The sequence below is a fragment of the uncultured Mucilaginibacter sp. genome (genome assembly GCF_903913935.1).
Classification (GTDB): domain Bacteria; phylum Bacteroidota; class Bacteroidia; order Sphingobacteriales; family Sphingobacteriaceae; genus Mucilaginibacter.
Genome location: NZ_CAIWNH010000420.1, coordinates 1 through 22,652 on the forward strand (window position 1 = coordinate 1; position 22,652 = coordinate 22,652).

Annotated in this window: 26 protein-coding genes; 19 read left to right on the forward strand and 7 right to left on the reverse strand. The window is 41.4% G+C overall.

Annotated elements, in window-relative coordinates:
- Positions 1-91 precede the first annotated feature (91 nt).
- Entirely contained in the window at positions 92-907 is an 816-nt protein-coding gene (gene panB / locus QZY09_RS16935) for a 3-methyl-2-oxobutanoate hydroxymethyltransferase (protein ID WP_295674260.1), read from the reverse strand.
- Between the two features lie 257 nt (positions 908-1,164).
- On the opposite strand from panB, the gene carA reads away from it, so the two are divergent.
- The 4 genes from carA (at position 1,165) to QZY09_RS16955 (ending at position 3,450) form a co-directional block, all read left to right on the forward strand.
- Positions 1,165-2,265: a glutamine-hydrolyzing carbamoyl-phosphate synthase small subunit gene (carA, locus tag QZY09_RS16940; protein ID WP_295674261.1), complete on the forward strand. Its 1,101-nt coding sequence runs from the start codon at positions 1,165-1,167 to the stop codon at positions 2,263-2,265.
- 42 nt (positions 2,266-2,307) lie between these two features.
- Positions 2,308-2,532 carry a hypothetical protein gene (locus tag QZY09_RS16945; RefSeq protein ID WP_295674262.1) on the forward strand — a complete coding sequence of 75 codons (225 nt, stop codon included), beginning with the start codon at positions 2,308-2,310 and terminating at the stop codon, positions 2,530-2,532.
- Positions 2,516-2,872 (forward strand): hypothetical protein, encoded by a 357-nt coding sequence (locus tag QZY09_RS16950; protein ID WP_295674264.1) that lies wholly within the window; start codon positions 2,516-2,518, stop codon positions 2,870-2,872. Before QZY09_RS16945 ends, QZY09_RS16950 begins: the two co-directional genes overlap by 17 nt.
- Before the next feature lie 65 nt (positions 2,873-2,937).
- The gene (locus tag QZY09_RS16955) at positions 2,938-3,450 is read left to right on the forward strand and encodes a hypothetical protein (protein WP_295674265.1); all 513 of its coding nucleotides are present in this window, start codon (positions 2,938-2,940) and stop codon (positions 3,448-3,450) included.
- Between the two features lie 101 nt (positions 3,451-3,551).
- Here QZY09_RS16955 and QZY09_RS16960 read toward each other — a convergent pair whose 3' ends face one another.
- A complete protein-coding gene (locus QZY09_RS16960; RefSeq protein WP_295674267.1) occupies positions 3,552-4,082 on the reverse strand; it encodes a hypothetical protein in 531 nt (176 codons plus the stop codon).
- A 406-nt stretch (positions 4,083-4,488) separates the two neighbouring features.
- Between QZY09_RS16960 and QZY09_RS16965 the strand changes: the two genes are divergently transcribed.
- The 4 genes from QZY09_RS16965 (at position 4,489) to lspA (ending at position 8,749) form a co-directional block, all read left to right on the forward strand.
- Complete coding sequence (locus tag QZY09_RS16965) at positions 4,489-5,253, forward strand: ABC transporter ATP-binding protein (protein ID WP_295674269.1); 765 nt, start codon at positions 4,489-4,491, stop codon at positions 5,251-5,253.
- An 86-nt stretch (positions 5,254-5,339) separates the two neighbouring features.
- Positions 5,340-6,434 (forward strand): ABC transporter permease, encoded by a 1,095-nt coding sequence (locus tag QZY09_RS16970; RefSeq protein ID WP_295674271.1) that lies wholly within the window; start codon positions 5,340-5,342, stop codon positions 6,432-6,434.
- 286 nt (positions 6,435-6,720) lie between these two features.
- Positions 6,721-8,019, forward strand: coding sequence for a phosphopyruvate hydratase (gene eno / locus QZY09_RS16975; RefSeq protein WP_295674273.1), 1,299 nt, complete (start codon positions 6,721-6,723; stop codon positions 8,017-8,019).
- A 199-nt stretch (positions 8,020-8,218) separates the two neighbouring features.
- Positions 8,219-8,749 carry a signal peptidase II gene (lspA, locus tag QZY09_RS16980; RefSeq protein WP_295674275.1) on the forward strand — a complete coding sequence of 177 codons (531 nt, stop codon included), beginning with the start codon at positions 8,219-8,221 and terminating at the stop codon, positions 8,747-8,749.
- Between the two features lie 216 nt (positions 8,750-8,965).
- Here lspA and QZY09_RS16985 read toward each other — a convergent pair whose 3' ends face one another.
- Entirely contained in the window at positions 8,966-9,403 is a 438-nt protein-coding gene (locus QZY09_RS16985; RefSeq protein WP_295674277.1) for a hypothetical protein, read from the reverse strand.
- 199 nt (positions 9,404-9,602) lie between these two features.
- On the opposite strand from QZY09_RS16985, the gene QZY09_RS16990 reads away from it, so the two are divergent.
- Positions 9,603-10,907 carry a DEAD/DEAH box helicase gene (locus QZY09_RS16990; RefSeq protein WP_295674278.1) on the forward strand — a complete coding sequence of 435 codons (1,305 nt, stop codon included), beginning with the start codon at positions 9,603-9,605 and terminating at the stop codon, positions 10,905-10,907.
- Between the two features lie 217 nt (positions 10,908-11,124).
- The gene (locus QZY09_RS16995; RefSeq protein ID WP_295674280.1) at positions 11,125-11,421 is read left to right on the forward strand and encodes a septum formation initiator family protein; all 297 of its coding nucleotides are present in this window, start codon (positions 11,125-11,127) and stop codon (positions 11,419-11,421) included.
- A 78-nt stretch (positions 11,422-11,499) separates the two neighbouring features.
- Here QZY09_RS16995 and QZY09_RS17000 read toward each other — a convergent pair whose 3' ends face one another.
- Both QZY09_RS17000 and QZY09_RS17005 read right to left on the reverse strand, forming a co-directional pair.
- Positions 11,500-11,784 carry a type II toxin-antitoxin system RelE/ParE family toxin gene (locus QZY09_RS17000; RefSeq protein ID WP_295674282.1) on the reverse strand — a complete coding sequence of 95 codons (285 nt, stop codon included), beginning with the start codon at positions 11,782-11,784 and terminating at the stop codon, positions 11,500-11,502.
- Positions 11,785-11,786: 2 nt separating this feature from the next.
- Positions 11,787-12,032 carry a hypothetical protein gene (locus QZY09_RS17005; RefSeq protein ID WP_295674284.1) on the reverse strand — a complete coding sequence of 82 codons (246 nt, stop codon included), beginning with the start codon at positions 12,030-12,032 and terminating at the stop codon, positions 11,787-11,789.
- Between the two features lie 122 nt (positions 12,033-12,154).
- On the opposite strand from QZY09_RS17005, the gene purH reads away from it, so the two are divergent.
- From purH to rodA, 7 genes are all read left to right on the forward strand, one after another.
- The gene (gene purH, locus QZY09_RS17010; RefSeq protein WP_295674286.1) at positions 12,155-13,681 is read left to right on the forward strand and encodes a bifunctional phosphoribosylaminoimidazolecarboxamide formyltransferase/IMP cyclohydrolase; all 1,527 of its coding nucleotides are present in this window, start codon (positions 12,155-12,157) and stop codon (positions 13,679-13,681) included.
- Between the two features lie 261 nt (positions 13,682-13,942).
- Entirely contained in the window at positions 13,943-14,965 is a 1,023-nt protein-coding gene (locus QZY09_RS17015; protein WP_295674288.1) for a rod shape-determining protein, read from the forward strand.
- 103 nt (positions 14,966-15,068) lie between these two features.
- The gene (locus QZY09_RS17020; RefSeq protein WP_295674291.1) at positions 15,069-15,446 is read left to right on the forward strand and encodes a four helix bundle protein; all 378 of its coding nucleotides are present in this window, start codon (positions 15,069-15,071) and stop codon (positions 15,444-15,446) included.
- Between the two features lie 55 nt (positions 15,447-15,501).
- Positions 15,502-16,335, forward strand: coding sequence for a rod shape-determining protein MreC (gene mreC, locus QZY09_RS17025; RefSeq protein ID WP_295674292.1), 834 nt, complete (start codon positions 15,502-15,504; stop codon positions 16,333-16,335).
- Positions 16,328-16,846, forward strand: coding sequence for a rod shape-determining protein MreD (mreD, locus tag QZY09_RS17030; RefSeq protein ID WP_295674294.1), 519 nt, complete (start codon positions 16,328-16,330; stop codon positions 16,844-16,846). The genes mreC and mreD overlap by 8 nt, the downstream gene beginning before the upstream one ends.
- Positions 16,843-18,858 (forward strand): penicillin-binding protein 2, encoded by a 2,016-nt coding sequence (gene mrdA / locus QZY09_RS17035; RefSeq protein ID WP_295674296.1) that lies wholly within the window; start codon positions 16,843-16,845, stop codon positions 18,856-18,858. The genes mreD and mrdA overlap by 4 nt, the downstream gene beginning before the upstream one ends.
- Entirely contained in the window at positions 18,851-20,113 is a 1,263-nt protein-coding gene (gene rodA, locus QZY09_RS17040; RefSeq protein ID WP_295674298.1) for a rod shape-determining protein RodA, read from the forward strand. The genes mrdA and rodA overlap by 8 nt, the downstream gene beginning before the upstream one ends.
- A 71-nt stretch (positions 20,114-20,184) precedes the next feature.
- On the opposite strand, the gene QZY09_RS17045 is transcribed toward rodA, so the two are convergent.
- Both QZY09_RS17045 and QZY09_RS17050 read right to left on the reverse strand, forming a co-directional pair.
- The gene (locus QZY09_RS17045) at positions 20,185-20,589 is read right to left on the reverse strand and encodes a hypothetical protein (protein WP_295674299.1); all 405 of its coding nucleotides are present in this window, start codon (positions 20,587-20,589) and stop codon (positions 20,185-20,187) included.
- 78 nt (positions 20,590-20,667) lie between these two features.
- On the reverse strand, positions 20,668-21,237 hold the full coding sequence (locus tag QZY09_RS17050; protein ID WP_295674301.1) for a hypothetical protein: 570 nt from the start codon (positions 21,235-21,237) through the stop codon (positions 20,668-20,670).
- 151 nt (positions 21,238-21,388) lie between these two features.
- Between QZY09_RS17050 and QZY09_RS17055 the strand changes: the two genes are divergently transcribed.
- Entirely contained in the window at positions 21,389-21,973 is a 585-nt protein-coding gene (locus QZY09_RS17055) for a thymidine kinase (protein ID WP_295674303.1), read from the forward strand.
- Between the two features lie 109 nt (positions 21,974-22,082).
- Positions 22,083-22,451: a response regulator gene (locus tag QZY09_RS17060; protein WP_295674305.1), complete on the forward strand. Its 369-nt coding sequence runs from the start codon at positions 22,083-22,085 to the stop codon at positions 22,449-22,451.
- Positions 22,452-22,652 lie beyond the last annotated feature (201 nt).

A 22,652-nucleotide genomic window follows, 5' to 3' on the forward strand; every position in this document is an offset into this window, starting at 1 on the left:
AATTCAGGTCGCGCCATTTTTAGTTCATACATGTTGGTTCATAGTCCATAGAATTAATGGCTATGAACCATTAACTATGAACCACGAACTATTAGTATTGCTCCTTCTCGTTAGGAAAACTCTTCGATTTCACATCGCCGATATAATTCTTAATTGCGCCGTTCATTATATCATATAGGTCGGCATACTGGCGTAAAAACCTTGGTTTAAACTCTTTATTAATGCCCAGCATGTCGTGGATCACCAAAACTTGTCCGTCGCAATAACGTCCGGCGCCTATTCCTATTGTGGGGATGCTTAAACTTTCACTCACCTGTTTGGCCAAAGCTGCCGGTATTTTTTCAAGTACGATGGCAAAGCAACCCAGTTCCTGTAGTTTTAAAGCATCTTCTCTTAATTTTTGCGCTTCCGACTCCTGTTTTGCCCGCACGGTATACGTGCCGAATTTATAAATAGACTGGGGGGTAAGCCCCAAATGGCCCATAACGGGTATACCTGCCGTAAGTATCCGGCTAACGGATTCGCCAATTTCAACCCCGCCCTCAATTTTAACACTATGCGCGCCGGCTTCCTTCATGATGCGGATGGCAGAATTTAACGCCTCTTTGGAATTTCCCTGGTACGAACCAAAAGGCAGATCCACCGTTACCAACGCCCGTTTTGCAGCGCGAACGACCGATGAAGCATGGTAGATCATCTGGTCGAGCGTTATGGGCAAGGTGGTTTCATGCCCGGCCATTACATTTGAGGCGGAATCGCCTACCAGGATAATGTCCGTTCCGGCTTCGTCAACGATAGCTGCCATAGAATAATCATAGGCGGTAAGCATGCTGATCTTTTCGCCGCGGGCCTTCATTTCCTGTAAAATGTGGGTGGTAATTCTTTTAACCTCTTTATTTACCGACATGGGATAATAATTTAATGGCACGAATTTCACTAATTTATTCGAATTACACGAATTGTTTCGAATCAGGCGTATTTAACCAATGAGTAGCGATGGTGCGACAAGATTTATGAAAATTTGATTTTTATTCGTGTAATTCGTGTCAAATCATTAGCTTTGCCCCTTGAACATGGGAGATTCTCACTTCAAATTTTCAGCCTGTTTTTATGGGGCGCCGCACCAGGCAAACCGGCATTTTTACCATTCATTTTATTTTATCAATGACATATTTAACCAAATTACCGGCAGTATTATTACTGGCTGACGGAACTGTATTTTATGGAAAATCAGCCGGCAAGATGGGCACTACCACCGGCGAGATCTGTTTTAATACAGGCATGACAGGCTACCAGGAAATTTTTACCGATCCTTCGTATTTCGGTCAGATCATGGTTACCACCAACGCCCATATCGGAAATTACGGCATCGCTAATGCTGAAGTTGAATCCGGAAGGATCCAAATCGCGGGCTTGGTTTGTAAAAATTATAACATCGCCTACAGCCGTAAACAGGCCGATGAATCGATCCAGGACTATTTCCAGGAAGAAAATATTGTTGGTATTTCGGATATCGACACCAGGCAGCTGGTGCGCCATATCCGTGATAAAGGAGCGATGAACGCCATTATCTCTTCAGAGATATTGGATATTGAAGAATTAAAAAGCAAGCTTGCCGAAGTGCCTTCCATGGACGGCCTTGAGCTTTCATCAAAGGTTTCAACAACCGAAACTTATACCTTCGGGGATCAAAGCGCTACCTACCGTGTTGCGGTACTCGACCTTGGCGTTAAGAAAAACATCCTGCGTAATTTTGACGACAGGGATATTTATGCGAAAGTATTCCCGGCAAAAACCTCTTTCGAAGACATGGAAAAGGATTTTGCACCAAACGGGTATTTTATATCCAACGGCCCCGGCGATCCATCTGCTATGCCATATGCAGTTGAAACAGTGAAAGCCATTTTGAAAGCTGAAAAACCAATGTTCGGCATTTGCCTTGGCCACCAGTTGCTGGCTTTGGCGAATGATATCCCCACCAAAAAGATGTTTAACGGGCACCGCGGTTTAAACCACCCGGTAAAAAATGTCATCATCAACCATTGCGAAGTAACTTCGCAAAACCATGGTTTTGGTGTAGTGCCGGAGGCGGTAAGGGTGTCTGACAAGGTAGAGATCACCCACGTTAACCTCAACGACCAGTCGATAGAAGGCATCAGGGTAAAAGGAAAAAAAGCATTTTCGGTACAATATCACCCTGAATCATCTCCCGGCCCGCATGATAGCAGGTATTTGTTTGATGATTTTATTGAGTTGATGAAGTAAAAAATAACGCAGCATTCTTGTATATTTGATTAAATAAAAAAGATGTCATCTGCATTAAAATATATAATTGATGATAACGGGCGTAAAACAGGTGTTTTAGTGCCTGTTAAAACATGGGAAAATCTAAACGAGAAATATAAGAAATTAAATAAAAAACTGGCTATTTTAACCGGTATCCAACAAGGGCTTTTGGAAGTAAAAGAAAGCCGTACAAATGGTAAAAGCCTGCAAACTTTATCGTCCTTTTTGAGTGAAGATAATAGTTAACATTACCTCAAATTTCAAAAAAGAGGCAAAACCGTTATTCAAGAGATATGTTTCTCTGAAAACGGATTTAGCCAATCTTGAAAAGGAATTACACTTAAACCCGACGCTTGGAACCTCACTTGGTAACAACACTTACAAAATCCGTCTGAAAATAACCAGCAAAAGTAAGGGAAAAAGTGGCGGGGCCAGGGTTATATCGTATCTCGAAACTGAGCTAATCGCTAATTTAGAAACCGATGGTTCGGTCACCACCGTAAATTTAATTTCAATTTATGATAAATCAGAAACTGAAATAGTTATGGACAAAGAATTAAAGAGGCTGATAGCTAATTTAAAGTAGCAGGTATTTGTTTGATGATTTTGTTGGGATAATGAAACAGTTTCGAGTGTAAATATCAAACGACATTGAGTAGAAAGACTAAAACAATAATCACTACTATATTGCTGGCCATGGTTTTGTTCCAAGGCCCTTATTTTTATTATTTTTCCAGTGGTTTCGTCAAACTTGTTTTTTTGCTGCCGTTTGCGGTAACTGGTTTGGTGCTATCAATAATTTTATTTTTCAATTTAATTAAACACCGATCCACCAATAGCGGCTATCACATCACGGGCCTGATAATTGCTGTTATCGTTGGATTTTATACAAGTGTAGGTAGTGGGATGGAGCTTATAGACTTTTATTTCAGACTCGGAGAGAGAGAAAAAATAGTTGAGCAGGTAAAAGGTGGGCCGGTAAAGGCCGGTAACATTATTGACCAAAATTTTTTTCGGCTTTCCGATGGTGGTGAAGTTTCTTACACCAAAAGTCCAAACGGGGCTGTTGATGTTGAGTTTTATATTGATAGAGGATTTCTTGATCATTATTCTTCTTTTTTGTATACCAATGATATACAAGAAATAAAAAACTTAGACAAATGAATTGCTAAAGATAATGACCGTACGATAAAAAAATTTGCGGATAACTGGTATCGGGTGGGGTACTAAACATTATAGGAAAGATAAAACTTCGTAAGTTTAAACTACTTTTTCAAATAATACCCCGGCACCTTCAAAGACGGTTTTTCTACATCCCATATAATACTCGATACTTTCCACCCGGTTTTTGTTTTTATCAGCTGGAAACTGTTCACGCCTCGTTCCTCAACGGTGTCCATCCGGTTTAAATAAGTTTTATAAGTACTGATACGCTGGGCTATGCGGCCAAATTGTTCGGTACGGCCAAAAAGCTCCTCTTCGTAAAATAAACTAATGTGGTTGCCCGTAATAAACTGTTTGTAAAGGTCAGTAAATCGATCAATGCCGGTTATTTGCGCGGTATCGCCCCTGAAATTAATTAGTTGCGCCTGCGGGATAAAGTAGTTTTTAATTTCGCCGAACCGGGGGCTTTCGCCCTTTTTAAAACTTATCGCCGCATAAGCATCATATACGGCTTTGGTAATGGCGCTGTCTTCGGGCACCTGATAGGGCTCCGGTGCGTTTATCTTAACTTTTGTTTGACAAGAAGAGAAGATGATAGCAAGCAACAGGCAGGTAAATAACGTTTTCATCATTGCGTTTGATTTAAGATAGCAGTTCCTGAAATATAAACATGATAAATATAAACATTAAATTATTTTCACCGATTCCGGCAGAATATTTCATCGGCATTTTTACCCTGTTTACCGGATATTTGGCTTCCTTCGCCTAAATTAACTAACCGAATTTCTGCGCTGATAGCAACTTTGAGCTATAAATCACTTGTTATCATGAAAACTTTACTCGCTGTTCAAATTATTCACTATGCCATTCATCTGGCCGCTCAGGCACAGGCGCTGATACATACCCTGGGGCATTTGATAAAATAAAACGCACCCAACCCATCCGGTTGAAGCCGGATGGGTTAACCTCGACCTAAATTTTTATATCTTTCGACAAAAAGATAACAGAAATTCCAAATTAGAAAACGATTTTTGCAGCATGGCAAAACAACCCATTATTACGGTAAAAAACCTGGTGAAAAATTACGGCGATTTTGAAGCCGTAAAAGGAATTAGTTTTGAAGTGTATGACGGCGAGATCTTTGGCCTGCTAGGCCCCAATGGTGCAGGCAAGACCACCACGCTCGAGATCATTGAAACCCTGCGTGACAAAACTTCAGGCGATGTGACGGTTGACGGACTTTCTATAGATCATGATGCTGATAAGATCAAACAACGCATCGGCGTTCAGTTACAATCCGCTGGCTATTATCCCAATTTAAATCTATCTGAACTGATCGCGCTTTTCTGCGGTTTATATGGTATTGATAAAACTGCCAACGAGATGCTTGAAAAAGTAGCGCTGGTTGATAAAGCAAAATCAAAATATAAAGAACTGTCCGGCGGCCAAAAGCAACGCTTTTCCATTGCGACTACACTCATCAATAATCCTAAAATTATTTTCCTGGACGAGCCTACTACCGGCCTCGACCCGCAGGCACGCCGTAACCTTTGGGATCTGATCCGCGAGATCCGCGACAGCGGAACAACAGTTGTGATCACTACCCATTACATGGACGAAGCAGAAGAACTTTGCGACCGTGTAGCCTTTGTTGATGGTGGACGCATAGTGGGCATCGATACTCCCAATCATTTTATCGACAAATTGGTAGCATCCGGTTTCGAGCGTAAAAAACAAGTAAAACTGGCCAATTTAGAGGATGTGTTTATTGACCTTACCGGTAAGGAGTGGAGAGAGGGATAGGGGGGAGTTTGCAGTGGGCAGTTTGCAGTAGCAGTTAGCCGCACTTAACTAATGACCAATGACCAATGACTAATGACAATTGACCAATGACAAAATATAACAATACAAAAGCTACACTTGCAATCGCCAAAGCCAGTTTCCGTTCCATTATCCGCAGCCCCTCGGCGGTGGTTTTTAGTTTGGCTTTCCCTTTAATATTTATAGTTGTTTTTGCCAATATTGGCGGCAGCGCCGTGAAGGTAGATGTTGGCGTGTCCAAAAGCTGTGATACGCTCAACCCGGTTTACCAGGTATTGAAAAATGCCAAAGTGGTCAACTTAATTACCAACCAGTCTGAAAAGGATATGGCTTCCAACCTTTCTAAAGGAAGGGATATGGATGCGGTGATTAATATTCAAAAGAATAACCGCCAGCCGGCGTATACGTTGAATGTCCAATATACCAGTGCTTCCCAGCAAAAAGATGCGATATTTAAATCACTGCTCAATAGTGTGTTTTACGAAATTAATAGCGAGGGTGGTAAAACGCCGCAGCCGGTAGCCGAAATAAAGGAAGCAACCATTCATGGCCGTGAATATAAATACATCGATTTCTTATTGCCGGGCATGCTCGGTTTCTCGTTATTAAGCAGCGGCGTGTTCGGGACAGCTTTTGTGTTCCTTAGCCTGCGTTTAACCCTGGTGATCAAACGTTTTTTTGCTACGCCGGTAAAAAAATACAGTATTGTTTTAGGTGAAGCATTGGCCCGTTTGGTTTTTTCGTGGATCGGGGCACTGTTTATCATCCTGGTAGGGCACTACTTTTTCGGTTTTACGCTGATACATGGCGTCACCACGGTAATCAACATGCTGATCCTGTCAGCTTTAGGCCTGATCGTTTTTATGGGCTTCGGGTTTATTATTTCCGGCATTGCCAAAAATGAAAGCGCCGTTCCGCCGCTCTCCAATATTATTACGATGCCCCAGTTCTTACTGTCAGGTACCTTTTTTGCCACTACAGCTTTTCCAAACTGGCTGCAATGGCTGAGCAATATTTTGCCCTTAACCTATTTGAATAAAGCGATGCGAGATGTGGCTTTTGAAGGCGCAGGTCTTGGAGATGTAACGCACGACCTATTGATCATCGGGATCTGGTTTATCATTGTTTACGCTGTTGCGGTGAAGACCTTTAAATGGGAATAAGCGGATTTCGGAATGTCGATTTTTAATAGATGTTTATTTTTAATGGTGTTCAAGAAGGCTTCGCCGTTTCGGATTTATTTTAGATCGGTTTAATTTTAGGCTTTGGGATATGTAATCCCGCTGAAATTTGAATGTATCAGGTTAATTTAATGTTAATAATCCGTGAAATCGCAAAACAATCTGTGAAATCTTTACACATATTTAGCGGAAGTTGTATATTTGAAAGCTATATGATATAGTGTACTAATTACACTAAGGATATTTAAATTGACAAATACCAATCCCAATGAGCTTAATTATTGACGTACATGCCCGCCAGATCCTTGATTCGCGCGGCAACCCTACTATTGAAGTAGATGTTTTAACCGAAAATGGCGCACTTGGCCGCGCTGCTGTTCCTTCTGGTGCTTCAACCGGAGTACACGAGGCTGTGGAGCTTCGTGACAATGATAAAACCAAATATATGGGCAAGGGCGTACTTAAAGCCGTTGCTAACGTTAATGATATAATTGCCAAAGAATTACAGGGCCTTGATGTGTTTGAACAAAACGCTATCGATGAACTGATGATCGAGCTTGATGGTACCGAAAACAAAGGGAAATTAGGTGCTAATGCTATTTTAGGCGTTTCTTTAGCGGTTGCTAAAGCTGCCGCCCAGGAAAGTCGCCAGCCTTTATACCGTTATGTCGGCGGTGTTAATGCAAATACTTTACCCATCCCGATGATGAATATCGTTAATGGTGGTTCACACTCTGATGCGCCTATCGCGTTCCAGGAATTTATGATCATGCCTGTTGGCGCGCCTTCTTTTTCAGAAGCGTTGCGTTGGGGAACTGAAGTATTCCATAACCTGAAAAAGATCCTGCATGACAGGGGCCTTTCAACTGCAGTGGGTGATGAAGGTGGTTTTGCGCCAACTTTTGACAGCACAGAAGATGGTGTTGAAACCATTTTAAAAGCGATTGAAAAAGCAGGTTACAAACCAGGTGTGGATGTTTGCCTGGCATTTGATTGCGCAGCATCTGAATTTTACGTAAACGGAAAATACGATTATACCAAGTTTGAAGGCGAAAAGGGTGCTATCCGCACCAGCGCTGAACAAGCTGATTACCTGGCTCAATTGGCTGCAAAGTATCCGGTTATTTCAATCGAAGATGGTATGGCAGAAGATGACTGGGAAGGCTGGAAATTATTGACAGACAAAATTGGCAGCAAAGTTCAGTTAGTTGGTGATGATTTGTTTGTTACTAATGTAAAACGTTTACAAAGAGGTATCGATGAAGACACAGCGAACTCAATCCTTGTAAAAGTAAACCAGATAGGTACCTTAACCGAAACCATTAACGCGGTTAGTTTGGCGCAAACCAATGGCTACACTTCGGTAATGAGCCACCGTTCAGGCGAGACAGAAGATTCAACCATTGCTGATTTAGCGGTTGCCTTAAATTGCGGCCAGATAAAAACAGGTTCAGCTTCACGGTCTGACAGGATCGCGAAATACAACCAGTTATTGCGTATAGAAGAAGAATTGGGCGACAGCGCGAAGTTTATCGGCAAAAACTTTAAATACTTTAAGAATCGCTAATAATTTATTGCACGAATTGATTTAAGCACGAATATTCACGAATTAAATCGAATTTCACGAATTAATGGAAGCCGGCTATAAGGTCGGCTTCTTGCTTTTTTTTAAAAATCGGGGAAATTAAAAAAATCAGTAAAATCTGTGCTCTATATTTGCATCCTTTAAATCTAAATAATCGGTGAAATCCTGGTTCAGACAGAAAATGAAATCATCCAGATTAATACGAACTTTACTTATACTCCTCGTTCTCGCTTTAAACATCGGCTGCGATCAGCTGTCAAAAAGCTTTATTCGGCATAATCTGGATGAATACAGCGAGTATACCTACCTGCACCAGCATATCAGGATCAGAAGGGCAGAAAATACCGGGGCGTTTTTAAGCCTGGGCGATTCGCTTTCCGGTCCTATGAAAACCATATTACTCAATGTATTGCCATTATTGGCTGTGTTGTTCGGCCTCTATTATATCTTCGCCAAAGCCGATTTGAACCGGTTAACCCTGGTTGGTATCATCTTTATTGTTGGCGGCGGTATCGGTAATATTTACGACCGTGTCGTGCACGGCTCCGTTACCGATTTTATGCACATCGATTTTGGCATATTTGAAACAGGCGTTTTTAATGTGGCAGATATGTCGATCATGGCGGGTACCTTTATGATTCTGTTGCATGCCTGGTTTAAGAAGAAGCCGGAAGAGGAAGAATTAAAGACTGATTCTCCAGGCGAGAATTAGATTTGAGGCTGTATCAAAAGTCGATGAACTGAAAAGCAAACGAAATAAGTTTTGGCCATAGTGTTCTTAGTGAGTTCTTTGTGCCCCTACTGGTTTATTTTTTACCACTAAGCACACGAAGGAAGTACACTATGGTCACAAGGACTTAAAGGTTCAAAATATAATTGGTTACTTTTACTTGGCGAGACTTTTGAGACCGCCTCAAATCTTTTAAAATTATTTCCTTTTCTGTAAATTATAAAATACGTCATCTAAAAGCATTCCTGTTCCATAATTAAGCTGTGAAAGAATATTTTTATTATTGGAGTTAAAAACCACAGCATCTATGTATTTATATTTACTACCGGTTCCCCTTGAAGAGAAATAAACTTTTGCCAATTCAACTTTATTCCTAAAATAAAGTATTATACCCGTTGTATCACATTGTAGATCATGCTTACTTTTGGCTTTTATAATTAAATCTTTAAGATAAGTTAAATCGATTTTCTTGCTGCTTTTATAAACACAAGGCTGCTTGCCCCTGAGAAAATGAATTTCAATACGATTAGCTTGTCTGACCTTTTCGATAATTGAAGGCGCTTGGACAAAGCTTTCACAAATAAGTAAAATAGCTACAAATAACAGGGAAGTTTTTAATACTTTATTACATACCATAATCCAATAAATATACCGTATTTACAAATTAAACCCACCCGCTTTCAGCTTTCCCCTTTTACCTTTCACCTCAAAAAACTTGCTTCCAAATAAAAAACGTATCTTTGCCAATAATTACCGTTTCGCTTAAGGTTGATCACCGAAAAATACTTCAGATCCCCGCTTATGCTTCGCGTTAGCAAACATTTACAATAATTACATGTCATTCGAAGATTTAAAATTAATTGAGCCGATTTTACGTGCTCTGAAAACAGAGGGATATACCACCCCAACCCCTATACAGGAACAAGCTATCCCCATTATATTGCAAAACCGCGACCTGCTGGGCTGCGCCCAAACAGGTACCGGCAAAACTGCCGCCTTTGCTATTCCTATCCTGCAGTTACTATACCAGGACAGGTTGCAGCATAAGGAACAAAAAACTATTAAAGCCCTTATACTTACCCCAACCCGTGAGCTGGCCATCCAGATTGATGAGAGCTTTGCAGCATATGGTAAACATACCGGATTAAAACACATGGTGATATTTGGCGGCGTTTCGCAAAATCCGCAAACTGACGCTTTAAGAAGAGGTGTTGATATATTGGTAGCTACACCAGGCCGCCTGCTGGACCTTATGAACCAGCGCTTTGTGCATTTAGATCATATCAGGATGCTGGTGCTGGATGAAGCCGACCGGATGCTGGATATGGGCTTTGTACATGATGTAAAAAAGATCATCGCCAAAGTGCCTGCTAAAAGGCAAACCCTGTTTTTCTCGGCGACTATGCCAAATGAGATCCAGCAGCTGGCCAATACCATATTAACCAAACCCGAGAAGGTAGAAGTTACCCCGGTATCATCCACAGCGGATACCATACAGCAAGCTTTGTTTTATGTGGAGAAATCGGATAAAAAATCCCTGTTGCTTCATGTTTTAAAAGATAAGGCCATTAAAAACGCCCTGGTGTTTACCCGTACCAAACACGGCGCCGATAAGGTAGTAAAAGATTTGGTACGCGTTGGCATCACTGCGGAGGCCATACACGGCAATAAATCGCAAAATGCACGTCAAAGGGCGTTAAGTAACTTTAAGAACCGTACCACCCGTGTTTTAATTGCCACTGATATAGCGGCCCGTGGTATTGATATTGACGAGCTAACACACGTTATCAACTACGAACTGCCAAATATCCCCGAAACTTATGTACACCGGATTGGCCGTACTGGCCGCGCCGGGTTAAACGGCATAGCGCTTTCGTTTTGTGATGAGGAAGAAATTGAATTTTTACAGGATATCCATAAACTGATCGGCAAGCAGATCCCTGTTGAGGAAGCACACCCATACCCGATGAGCCCGCAAAGCATTGTTGCAAAAGCAGCCGGCGGCGCAAAAAAAGGTTCAGGCGGTGGCGGCCATAATTCCGGCGGCCCTAAACGCGGTCGTGGTTTTGGCAATGCCAACAGGGGCGGCGCAAGCGGCCTGAGCGGCGCCCGGAGCGGGAGTCGTGACAGGAGGAGGTAGGGGTTAGTGATTAGAGATTGGTGAATAGTTGATTAGGTTTATACAATAGTTGTTAACCTAATCAACCACTCACTTGATCAACTTAATCAACCATTCGCTTAATCAACTACTCACTCAATCAACTTAATCAACCTAACCCATGTGGAAAAGTTAATAACCCCGCTTGCACAGCCCATCATTTTTAGATAGTTTTAAATAATATTTTAAATTTGCTGCCATGATACGCTTGTTTAACCTTTTTCGGAATAAATATTTCCTGGTTGCCCTGGCATTTGTGGTATTCATGATATTTTTTGACAAGAACGACCTGTTCTCGCAATACCAGTATTACCAGCAGGTAAGCAAACTGAAACAGGAGCGGGATTTTTACCAAAAAGAAACCGCCAAGGTATACAGAGATTTGAACGAACTCGACTCAAACCCCAAAGAGCTGGAGAAATTTGCCCGCGAAAAATACCTGATGAAAAAGGACAACGAGGATGTGTATGTGATTGTGCAGCCGAAGAAAGATTGAATTTGACGCAAGTTTAGGTTAATATTTTCCTTTCCCTTCCAATATTATTAAGTAAACGCGCTAAGCTTTACCCTTTTATCAAAATAATAACGAACCATGAATAATCTCATAAACGATTAATTCATTTTCTGTTATCCTGAATGCGATAACCCAATCGTTAAAGTGCCTACATGAATATTTATAGGCAGCCAAAACTGGATGGTCACACAATGAATATTGCACATTGGGGCGTGCAAGTTTTTCAATTGAAGTTTTAAATTTTAGAGCGAATCGTGCCCCGCTGCCTTCGGTATTTTGGGATTCCACAAAGTCGGCAATTGCATCAATTACACTTAATGCTTTAGGCGTAATTTTAACAATCAACTTTACGGTTTTTTGGATGAATATTTGGAAAATGCTTCCTCAATGTTTAACGGTTCAACATTCTGGTCTTTGGATAAATAATCAAATAGTTCCTCATCCGTTGCTTTTCTTCCGATTCCTTTAACCATCGCATTAACATCCAACTCTTCAAATTCACCAGTCCTCACCGGTAAGCCCAATTCTTCTGCCAATTGCATTAATAGCAGTGTTTTCTTGTCGGAATTTGATTTAATGATCAATGTTGTCATACCCGAAGTTAGTAAAAATTATGCTAATTTGTATATCGTTCGCACATCAAAAAAAAACTACCGGTTAACCTCCAATCTCTGAACACAAATCCTTACCTTTGCGGCTCAAAATTCAGCTGTAGATGAGCCAATCTGTTCAAATAAAAAACGCTTTAATATCAGTTTATTACAAAGATAATTTAGAGCCTATAATTCATGAGTTAAACCGCCTTGGGGTTAACATATATTCCACTGGTGGAACCGAAACTTTTATCCGCAATTTAGGCGTCGATGTGATCGCTGTTGAGGACCTTACTTCATACCCATCTATTCTAGGTGGCCGTGTTAAAACCCTGCACCCTAAGGTATTTGGCGGTATTTTGGCCCGCAGAAGTTTCGAAGGCGACGAACAGCAATTAGCACAATACGAAATCCCTGAGATCGACCTGGTTATTGTTGATCTATATCCTTTTGAAGAAACCGTAAAATCAAATGCCGAAGAAGACGAGATCATCGAAAAAATTGATATCGGTGGCATTTCACTGATCCGCGCGGCGGCCAAAAATTTTAAAGATGTGGTGATCGTTGCGTCAAAACAAGACTATTCTGAACTGGAAAATATCCTTAAAGCACAGCATGGCGCCACAACTATCGACCAGCGCCGGGCTTTTGCCAATAAAGCTTTTAATATTTCATCGCACTACGATACCGCCATCTTCCAGTATTTTAACCAGGAAGAGCAGTTGCCGGTATTTAAGGAAAGCATTCAAACCAGCCAGGTGTTGCGCTACGGCGAAAATCCGCACCAGAAAGGTGTTTTTTACGGCGACCTGGATGCCATGTTCACCAAATTGCACGGTAAGGAACTATCCTACAATAACCTGGTAGATGTTGACGCAGCAGTCGCGTTGATCGACGAGTTTGCGGAGCCAACCATCGCTATATTAAAACACACCAACGCGTGCGGGATCGCTTCGAGGAATTTTATTAAAGAAGCCTGGATTGATGCCCTGGCCTGCGACCCGGTATCGGCTTTCGGCGGTGTAATTATTGCCAATGATGAGATCGATGCGGAAACCGCGACCGAGATCAGTAAAATATTTTACGAGGTTTTAATAGCCCCGGCATTTACTGATGAAGCGGTGGCTATACTAAAAGAGAAAAAGAACCGTATTATACTGGTCCGCCAGCAGGTGCTGTTGCCCGCCAAACAATTTAAAACATTGCTGAACGGTGTAATTGAGCAGGACAAGGACGCAACGATAGAAGGGCCGGAACTAATGACAGCAGTAACCAACAGGAAACCTACCGAACATGAAATGAAGGACCTGTTTTTTGCAAATAAAGTGGTAAAACATACCAAATCAAATACCATTGTTTTTGCAAAAAATAACCAGTTAATGTCAAGCGGCGTAGGGCAAACATCCAGGGTTGATTCATTAAAACAAGCGGTAATTAAAGCGCATAGTTTTGGTTTCGACCTGAACGGGGCGGTGATGGCATCAGATGCCTTCTTTCCTTTTCCTGATTGCGTTGAGTTGGCGGCAGAGGCCGGCATTACAGCTGTTTTACAACCGGGAGGATCAATAAATGATAAACTTTCTGTTGAAATGTGCAATGAAAAAAACATCTCGATGGTAACCACCGGGATACGCCATTTTAAACACTAAGATGGACACGAATAAACACGAATAGGAACGAATTACACGAATAGAATTATACACGAATTACACGAATAAATTCACACTAACACGAATAATATAAGTAATTTACAGGCATAAAACCAGGATTTAAAAAAGAGCAGGCTTTCAAAAAGAATATTTATCGTTCGGCAAGAAAATATGATGTTATAACCATGAACTTGCGCCGTTTAATTCGTTTTAATTAGCTTACATTCGTGAAATTCGTGTTACTATAAATTTTAAAACCAAATGGGTCTATTTAATTTTTTTACGCAGGAAATCGCAATTGATTTAGGTACCGCAAATACCCTCATAATACACAATGATAAAGTTGTTGTTGATGAACCTTCGATAGTAGCGTTCGACAGAACAACCAATAAAGTAATTGCTATCGGCAGGCAGGCCATGCAGATGGAAGGGAAAACGCACGATAATATCCGTACTGTTCGCCCGCTGAAAGATGGCGTGATCGCCGACTTTAATGCTGCTGAACATATGATCCGCGGGATGATCAAAATGATCAACCAGGGCAAAGGATGGTTTTTCCCTTCTTTACGTATGGTGATCTGTATCCCGTCAGGTATTACCGAAGTTGAAAAGCGCGCTGTGCGCGACTCTGCCGAAATAGCCGGCGCTAAAGAGGTTTACCTGATCCACGAACCGATGGCAGCCGCCGTAGGTATTGGTATTGATGTGGAAGAGCCTATGGGTAACATGATCATTGATATTGGTGGTGGTACCACCGAGATCGCTGTAATTGCCCTTTCAGGTATTGTTTGCGACCAGTCGATACGTGTTGCAGGGGATAATTTCGACTCAGACATTATACAATATATCCGTCGCCAGCATAATATTATGATCGGCGACCGTACAGCCGAAAAAGTAAAAATTGAAGTGGGTGCGGCTTTGCCTGAACTGGCAGATCCACCAGCCGACTTTGCTGTGCAGGGCCGCGACTTGATGACAGGCGTACCGAAACAGATCATGCTGTCCTATTCTGAAATTGCACATTGCCTGGATAAATCTATCTCGAAAATTGAAGAGGCAATTTTAAAGGCGCTTGAAATTACACCGCCTGAATTATCAGCGGATATTTACCAAACCGGTATCTATTTAACCGGCGGTGGCGCTTTATTGCGCGGCCTCGACAAACGTATAGCCGCAAAAACAAAATTGCCGGTTCACGTGGCCGAAGATCCGCTGCGTGCAGTAGTGCGTGGTACCGGAACAGCACTTAAAAACATCGGTAACTTTAAATTTTTAATGCAGTAGGGTAGAGATTAGTTAATTGGAGATTAGAGATTAGTCTTTTGGCGGAGATCAGGCTGCATATTTATATTTTGAACTAGCCGATTATAGGTTATATTAATAAATAATGAACTCTTTTACTGATCTCGAAGTTTGGAAAAAAGCGAGGATTTTACGTTATAACATAACTGATTTGGTTAAATGTTTCCCGGCGGAAGAGAAATATCGGTTGGGCGACCAAATCATCCGATCCTCGCGATCAAAGGGAAATAATATAGCAGAGGGCCATGGCAGATTTCATTATGCCGATGAAGCTAAATTCATGTTAAATGCCCGCGGATCGGCCGCTGAAACAATCGACCATCTGTGTATTGCCACGGATAACAAGATTATCGAAGAAAAAGTATTTAATTCTTTTAAAAACGATTGTGAGGAGTGTATGAAAATGATAGACGGGTATATCAACTTTTTAAGAAAACAAGCAGATAATAAACCTAATCTCTAATCCCTAATTAATACGTTTGATTTTTAACTAACCTCTAATTAACTAATCTCTAAACATGCGTAACCTCTGGATATTTATCAGTAAGTACAACGCATTTTTTTTGTTCCTCATTTTCGAGGTTACATCCCTCATCATCTACGTAAAAAACAATTCCTTTCAGCGGGCAGAATTTATCAACTCGGCAAACAAAGTTACCGGGGGGCTTTATGCTAAAGCCGATGAGTTTTACGGCTATCTTTCCCTGAAAGAAGTTAATGACAGCCTTGCACGGGAAAATGCTCATTTGCGTAACACATTGAAGTCTTCGGTTTATGCTGACACCGTTACAAAGCATAAGGTTACCGATACGGTTTATAAACAGCAATATGATTACATCGTAGCCAGGGTGATCAATAATTCAGTTAACCACAACAATAATTACCTTACTATCAACAAGGGCAGCAAGCAAGGCATCGCAAAGGGGATGGGGGTTATCTGTAACAAAGGAATTGTAGGAAAGGTAGTATTTGTGTCTGACCATTTTTCTCTTGTTCAATCGTTGTTGCACAAGGATTCGCAATTTAGTGCCATGCTGGCCGATAACAAAGAAATAGGCCATGTTGAGTGGAGTGATGATATGGACCCGCATAAAGGTATCCTCAAGGACGTATCAAACAATGCCCGGCCCAAAGTTGGAGAATGGGTAGTAACATCGGGTTATTCACTTTTTCCTAAAGGCGTTCCGATTGGTAAAATAAGCAGCCTTCGTACAAAAGGCGGGGGGTATTCATTAAACATGGAAATAACCCTTTCAGTTGATTTTAGTAAACTGGAGTACGTTAATGTAGTGGATAATAAGTTTTCAAAAGAACAGGAGGCCCTGGAGGCCCAGCAAAAAAAGGATGAGTAAAAGCATTTTTATTAACCTGTTAAGGTTTTTTGTTTTAGTTTTTATACAGGTTTTTCTTTTGAAGAACATGACCCTGTATAATTTATCTACGCCGTTCCTTTATATTTTGTTTATCCTGTTGCTCCCGTTTGAAATACCCAATGTGCTGTTATTTGTATTGGCGTTTATTACCGGGCTTACCATTGATGCTTTTTATGATACCCCGGGTCTGCATGCGTCAGCATGTGTAATACTTGCTTTAGTGCGTATATTTTTTATCAGCGTTACCGTTCAGAAGGATGGTTTTGACAATGAACCGGAACCAACACTCAGCAATAAGGGGCTTAGGTGGTTTTCTACTTATGTAATTACGTTAACCCTGGTACACCATTTTTTCCTTTTTCTTTTTGAATCATTCAGCTTTTCCGGATTGCCATATATTGTAGTCCGCTTTTTACTCAGTTCGCTATTTACCGTATTTTTGATTTTAATTACAGGTTTAATATTTTTCAGAAAGAAAGAGCGGAAATGATTAGTTTTTTTGAGCGGAGGTATGTAATTACCGGGATTTTTTTAACCATTATTATCATCCTTTTAGCAAGGCTGTTTTATATCCAGGTTATCGATCCCCGTTATGCTATTTACGCGAGTAATAACGTCCGCAGGGAGATCATCCATAACCCGGCCCGCGGCCCGATTTTAGACCGAAACGGAAAAATCCTTGTTCAAAATGTTCCTTTTTACGATATTATGGTAACCCCCAAGTTGGTTAAGCCATTTGATACTGTTGAATTTTGTAATTTATTGGGGATTAACAGGGCGGAATTTGATAAACAATGGCAAAAAGCGATGAAATACTCGCCAACGCGATCATCACCGTTTGAAAAGCAAATTTCAGTAGCCACTTTTGCGTCGCTGCAGGAACGGCTATCCGAGTTCCCTGGCTTTTATTCAACCCCACGTTATTTACGCACTTATCCTGATTCCGTTGCTGCGCAATTTTTAGGCTATATCGGCGAGGCACAGGACAGAGATATCAAACGTTCTGCAGGCTACTACCATTCCGGAGATTATATCGGGATTACCGGTGTCGAAAAATCATACGAAACAGTTTTGAGAGGGCAACGGGGTGTTGAAAACCTAATGGTCGATTCGCGCGGTAAACCAAAGGGGCGCTATGCAAACGGTATGTTTGATACCGCAGCGGTAGCCGGTCAGCGTTTAACTTCGTCACTGGATATTGATATACAGAAACTGGGCGAAAAGCTGATGAAAAATAAATTGGGAAGTATCGTAGCCATTGAACCTTCAACCGGCGAAATACTTTGCTACGTAAGCAGCCCGACTTATGATCCTAACCTGATGGTTGGCCGTGAACGCGGTAACAATGCGGCCAGAATTTATAAAGATCCGTTTGATCCGTTTTTCATCAGGCCTATCCAGGCCAAATACCCGCCGGGGTCGTCCTTTAAGCCATTAAGTGCACTGATTGCTTTGCAGGAGGGGATTATTGATCCGGGCACCACTTATTATTGCCCGGGCTATTACAAGGCGGGTAACAGGAAAATTCCTTGCAACAACGGTGAGGCGCACGGCCTGGTGAATTTAAGCAGTGCAGTTGCGCTTTCGTGCAACGGCTATTTTTCGATGGTTTTCCAAAAGATCATGGACAGGAACGGGGCGAAGAAAACCGACGCTACATTTGCAAACTGGCGCAATAACGTTGGTAAATTTGGCTTAGGGTCGAAACTTGGTTTGGATATGCCGGGTGAAAGCAGGGGTAATATACCCACGCCACTACATTACGATAATGTTTACAAAAAAGGCGGATGGCGCTCCAGTACCATCATCTCCCTTGCAATTGGCCAGGGGGAGCTATTGGCAACACCCTTGCAACTGGCAAACCTTGAATGCACCATAGCCAATGAAGGCTATTATTATAAACCGCATTTAATTAAAGCGATAGGTGAACAAAACATCATAAAAAAAGAATATACGTTAAGAAATTATGTTGGGATAGATTCGCAATATTTTCAACCGGTTATCAATGGAATGCAGGCGGTAGTTGACAAGGGAACAGCCATCAGGTCGAAAATACCGGGTATTGTTATGTGCGGTAAAACAGGAACGGCGCAAAATCCGCATGGCGAGTCACATTCTGTATTTGTTGCTTTCGCCCCGCGCGATCATCCCCGGATAGCTATTGCCGTGGTAGTGGAAAACTCGGGCGAAGGTGCGCACTGGGCGGCCCCGATTGCCAGTTTTATTGTTGAGAAATATTTAAAGGGAAGCATAAGCCAGCGGGAATCAGGCATAACAGTAGATTATTATGCCAATGCTACCCGTTTACCTGATTCTGCCACCTACCTGCACAGCAATTCCTTTAACAGAAGAAAAGCGTTAAAAGCCGATAGTATTAAAAAAAGGATGCAGGACTCCGTAAATAACAAGCTTAAAGGGGTAAAAAGTGCGTCCTCCAAAAGTAAAAAAGATTCATCAACCAGGCTTTTAGCCGCACAGCAAATGCATAAAGAAGATGAATAACCAGCGCAGTTTCTTTTTTAATGTGGATTGGGTAACTGTATTCATTTACCTGGCACTTTGCACCGTCGGTTGGTTTAATATTCATTCCGCTGTTTTTGATGAGCGGCACCCCGGTATATTGGACTTTAAAACCGATTACAGTAAACAATTATTATACATTCTTATTTCCCTCGTAATTGGTGTTGTTATACTGTTGCTCGAAAGCAGGTTTATAACAGCCCTTGCGCCGGCTTTTTACGGCATAACACTTTTATTGCTTTTATTAGTACTGGTGGTGGGCCGCAGCGTTGGCGGCAATGCTGCATGGATATCATTAGGCGGCGGCTTTAAACTGCAGCCATCGGAGTTTGCAAAGTTTACCACGTGCCTGTTACTTGCCCGTTACTTAAGCGCAACTAATGTAAGGATAACTGAGTGGCGCTCATTTTTAACTGCAGGCGCTATTATTGGGGTTCCCATGTTTCTTATCTTGTTGCAGCCAGATATGGGCTCAACGCTTGTTTTTTATTCGCTTATCTTTGTTTTGTATCGCGAGGGCCTTTCGCCATATTTCCTGGTTATCAGCGGGCTGTTTATTATACTTTTTCTAACTTCAATATTATTTACCCCTATTTATGTTGTTGCTGTAATTTCGTTAATTGCGCTGCTGATTATTGTTTTATTCCGCAAAAACAGGCGCCTTATTATTACTATAATAACGGGTCTGGCCATTTGCATAGCCTTTGTATTTTCTGTTAAATTTATCTACAATCACGTTTTGCAGCCACATCAAAAGGTTCGTATTGATATAGTATTGGGGATAAAAAGCGATCCAAGGGGGCAAGGTTATAATGTAAACCAATCAAAAATTGCTATTGGTTCAGGTAAGTTTTGGGGAAAAGGATATCTGCATGGTACACAAACCAAATACTCATTTGTGCCCGCACAAAGTACCGATTTTATTTTCTGTACAGTAGGCGAGGAGTGGGGCTTTGCAGGTTCAGTGTTAGTTTTGGGTCTGTATTTATTTTTAGTATTGAGAATTATTTTCTTAGCTGAAAGGCAGCGATCGCCGTTTTCAAGAATTTATGGTTATGGCGTGGCGTCGATTATCTTTTTTCACGTTATGATCAACATCGCCACAACGATAGGGCTCGCCCCGGTTATTGGTATACCTTTGCCAATGATCAGTTACGGGGGGTCATCCCTGCTAAATTTCACCATGCTTATTTTTGTGCTGGTAAAACTTGATTCAAACCGGATGGGGATCGTTTAAGCTGAACGGTAAAAGCATAAAGCTGAAAGCAAAAAAGCTTTTCGCTTTGGTATTTAAGCTTTCAGTAATTTTTAAGCGTAACGTCTTTTTAGCAACGCATAAAACTTCTCTGTTGTCGCCGGCTTACTTTCCCAGTTGTTTTTGGTAACATAATTGGTTTTTAAAAACCTTGCGGCTTCTTCAAACGTGTTAAAGCGGTTAAGTATTTCTATGGCTTCGCTGTAGGCCAGGTTATAACCGTTAAACAGGTCTTTAACGTACAACAATTTATCATTCAGGGTAATTGCCAGTTTAATATCGCTTATTGGTTTTATAGCAAGCTGTTCCGTATGTGCTATGCTTTTATCATTTACCTGCGATGACATTTTTTGATTAATGGTCAAAACTTCATCTTCGGCAGTCTGGCTATCCTTAACCGTTTCCGGTTTGATTTCCGACGGATTTTTGTCCATAGTTTCACTGACTGCTTCTTCCACGGCGGTTTCCGCTGTCAGGGGGGATATTAATCTTCTTTTTTTAGTTTCCCTTACCGGCTCATGATCTATTTCCAGCTTTTAATCCTCGTCCAGGTCCATCGATTCGTCCATGACCAGTTCATGCCTTATGGTCTCAGGTTCTTCTCTTATAAATGAATACGTATCTGCGGGTGCCGCAGATGAAAGATCGATCTCCGGAGCCTCGTATTTTTCCGGTTGTTTGCTGACCGTGGTTTCGGATTCTACGGTTTTAATCGTTTCTTTTATCTGCTTTTCGTTCACTTCTGCCTGAGGTACATCTTCGGGCTCATCTCCTTTTAAAGTTTCTTTCCCGATTTTTTCTTCCTCCTTATCCATACCATGTTTCATTTGCTGAACCATGGGCTCAAAGTATTTTTGTTCGTAAGCAATTTCCGGTTTTTCAGGTTTCTCAGGCTTCTCAGGTTTTTCAACCGTCCGTTTGGGTTTGTTTTGCAAATTTAGTTTGCTCAATACCTCAATATGGTCCGTCAGGAAATGTGCGTTCGCAACAAAAAGTTCAAGTTCCAGGTCGTTTAAATCATCGGGTACCGTTCTCAGGTATTCGTATTGATCACTAAGCTCCTGTATAATTCCACCAATCTTTTTAAATACTTCCTTTTGCTTCATGCCTCAATGTTAGAAAAATGCTATCCAAAAATAAGATTAAATTCTGATATTTGTCGATACAGATTAGAGTCAAGAGATTGGTGATTGGTTTAAAATGATACGTAAATCGGTGAAATCAAATCCAAATCGGTGAAATCACAATATACAACGAATGGTTTTCAACGAAGATGTTTTTAAGCGCAAGAGCGAGTTTGGCGGGAGTATCGAAGTGGTATGCGGCTCCATGTTTTCGGGCAAGACGGAAGAATTGATCAGGCGTTTAAACCGTGCCCGCATTGCCAGGCTAAAAGTCGAAATATTTAGCCCCAAGGCTGATACCCGTTATCTTGAAAACGCCCTGGTATCACATAACGCTAACTCGATTCCTTCAACACCCGTTGAAAATGCTTCGTCTTTATTACTCCTGGCCAGCGACGTAAATGTGGTTGGCATTGATGAAGCCCAGTTTTTTGATGCAGAACTCCCCGATGTTTGTAACGTTTTAGCCAACAAGGGGGTAAGGGTGATCGTTGCAGGGCTCGATATGGATTTTAAAGGCCAGCCGTTTGGGCCCATGCCGCTAATGATGGCCATGGCCGATTCGGTAACAAAATTACAGGCTGTCTGTGTGCGGTGCGGCAACCCGGCCATGTACTCCTACAGGCTGGTTCCTGATGATAACAAGATCATGTTAGGCGAAATGGAAAGCTACGAGCCAAGATGCAGGATCTGCTATCATAACCCTGTTTCCCAATAAATTCTACACAAAGAAAACTGTATTAACCGGCGCGAAAAAATAATACATGGTGCCGCAAACAAAACCTACCCTATTATTTGTTGTGTCTATAATATAAGGGTTTAAGGGCATGGCCAAAAAAATACTGGTAATTGACGATGATAAGGATATCAGGGATCTGATCGTTTATATTCTGACAGAAGAGGCGTATGAGGTGATCAGCTCTGCTGATGGTAAAATCCTTAAATACCTTCATAAGCACAACCCTGACCTCATATTAATGGATAATTGGCTTACCGACTGGAAAAGTGACGCAACAGGGCAGCAACTGAGCAAACAATTAAAAACCAATCCGGCCACCAGTCATATTCCTATCATTATTATTTCGGCGGTAAGCAACATCAAACAGGTTGCCGAAGATGGCCTGGCCAACTTTTATCTGGCTAAGCCTTTTGATGTGGCCGAGTTAATTGCGTTGGTAAACAAGTACATTCAATAATTCTTTTTGATACCTCATTATTAATCTAAAGATAATTCTCTACTTTTATACCTCGAAACTATTGTGCTCCATTTGAGGACGATAGTTAGGGGCTGAGTTTTATTTTTTGTCCTCCATACATAAAACGCGTAAATTCAGTTTAAGCTAAGAAACCAATTATAAATAAAAGATATGAACATCAGGAATTTGTACTTATTACTC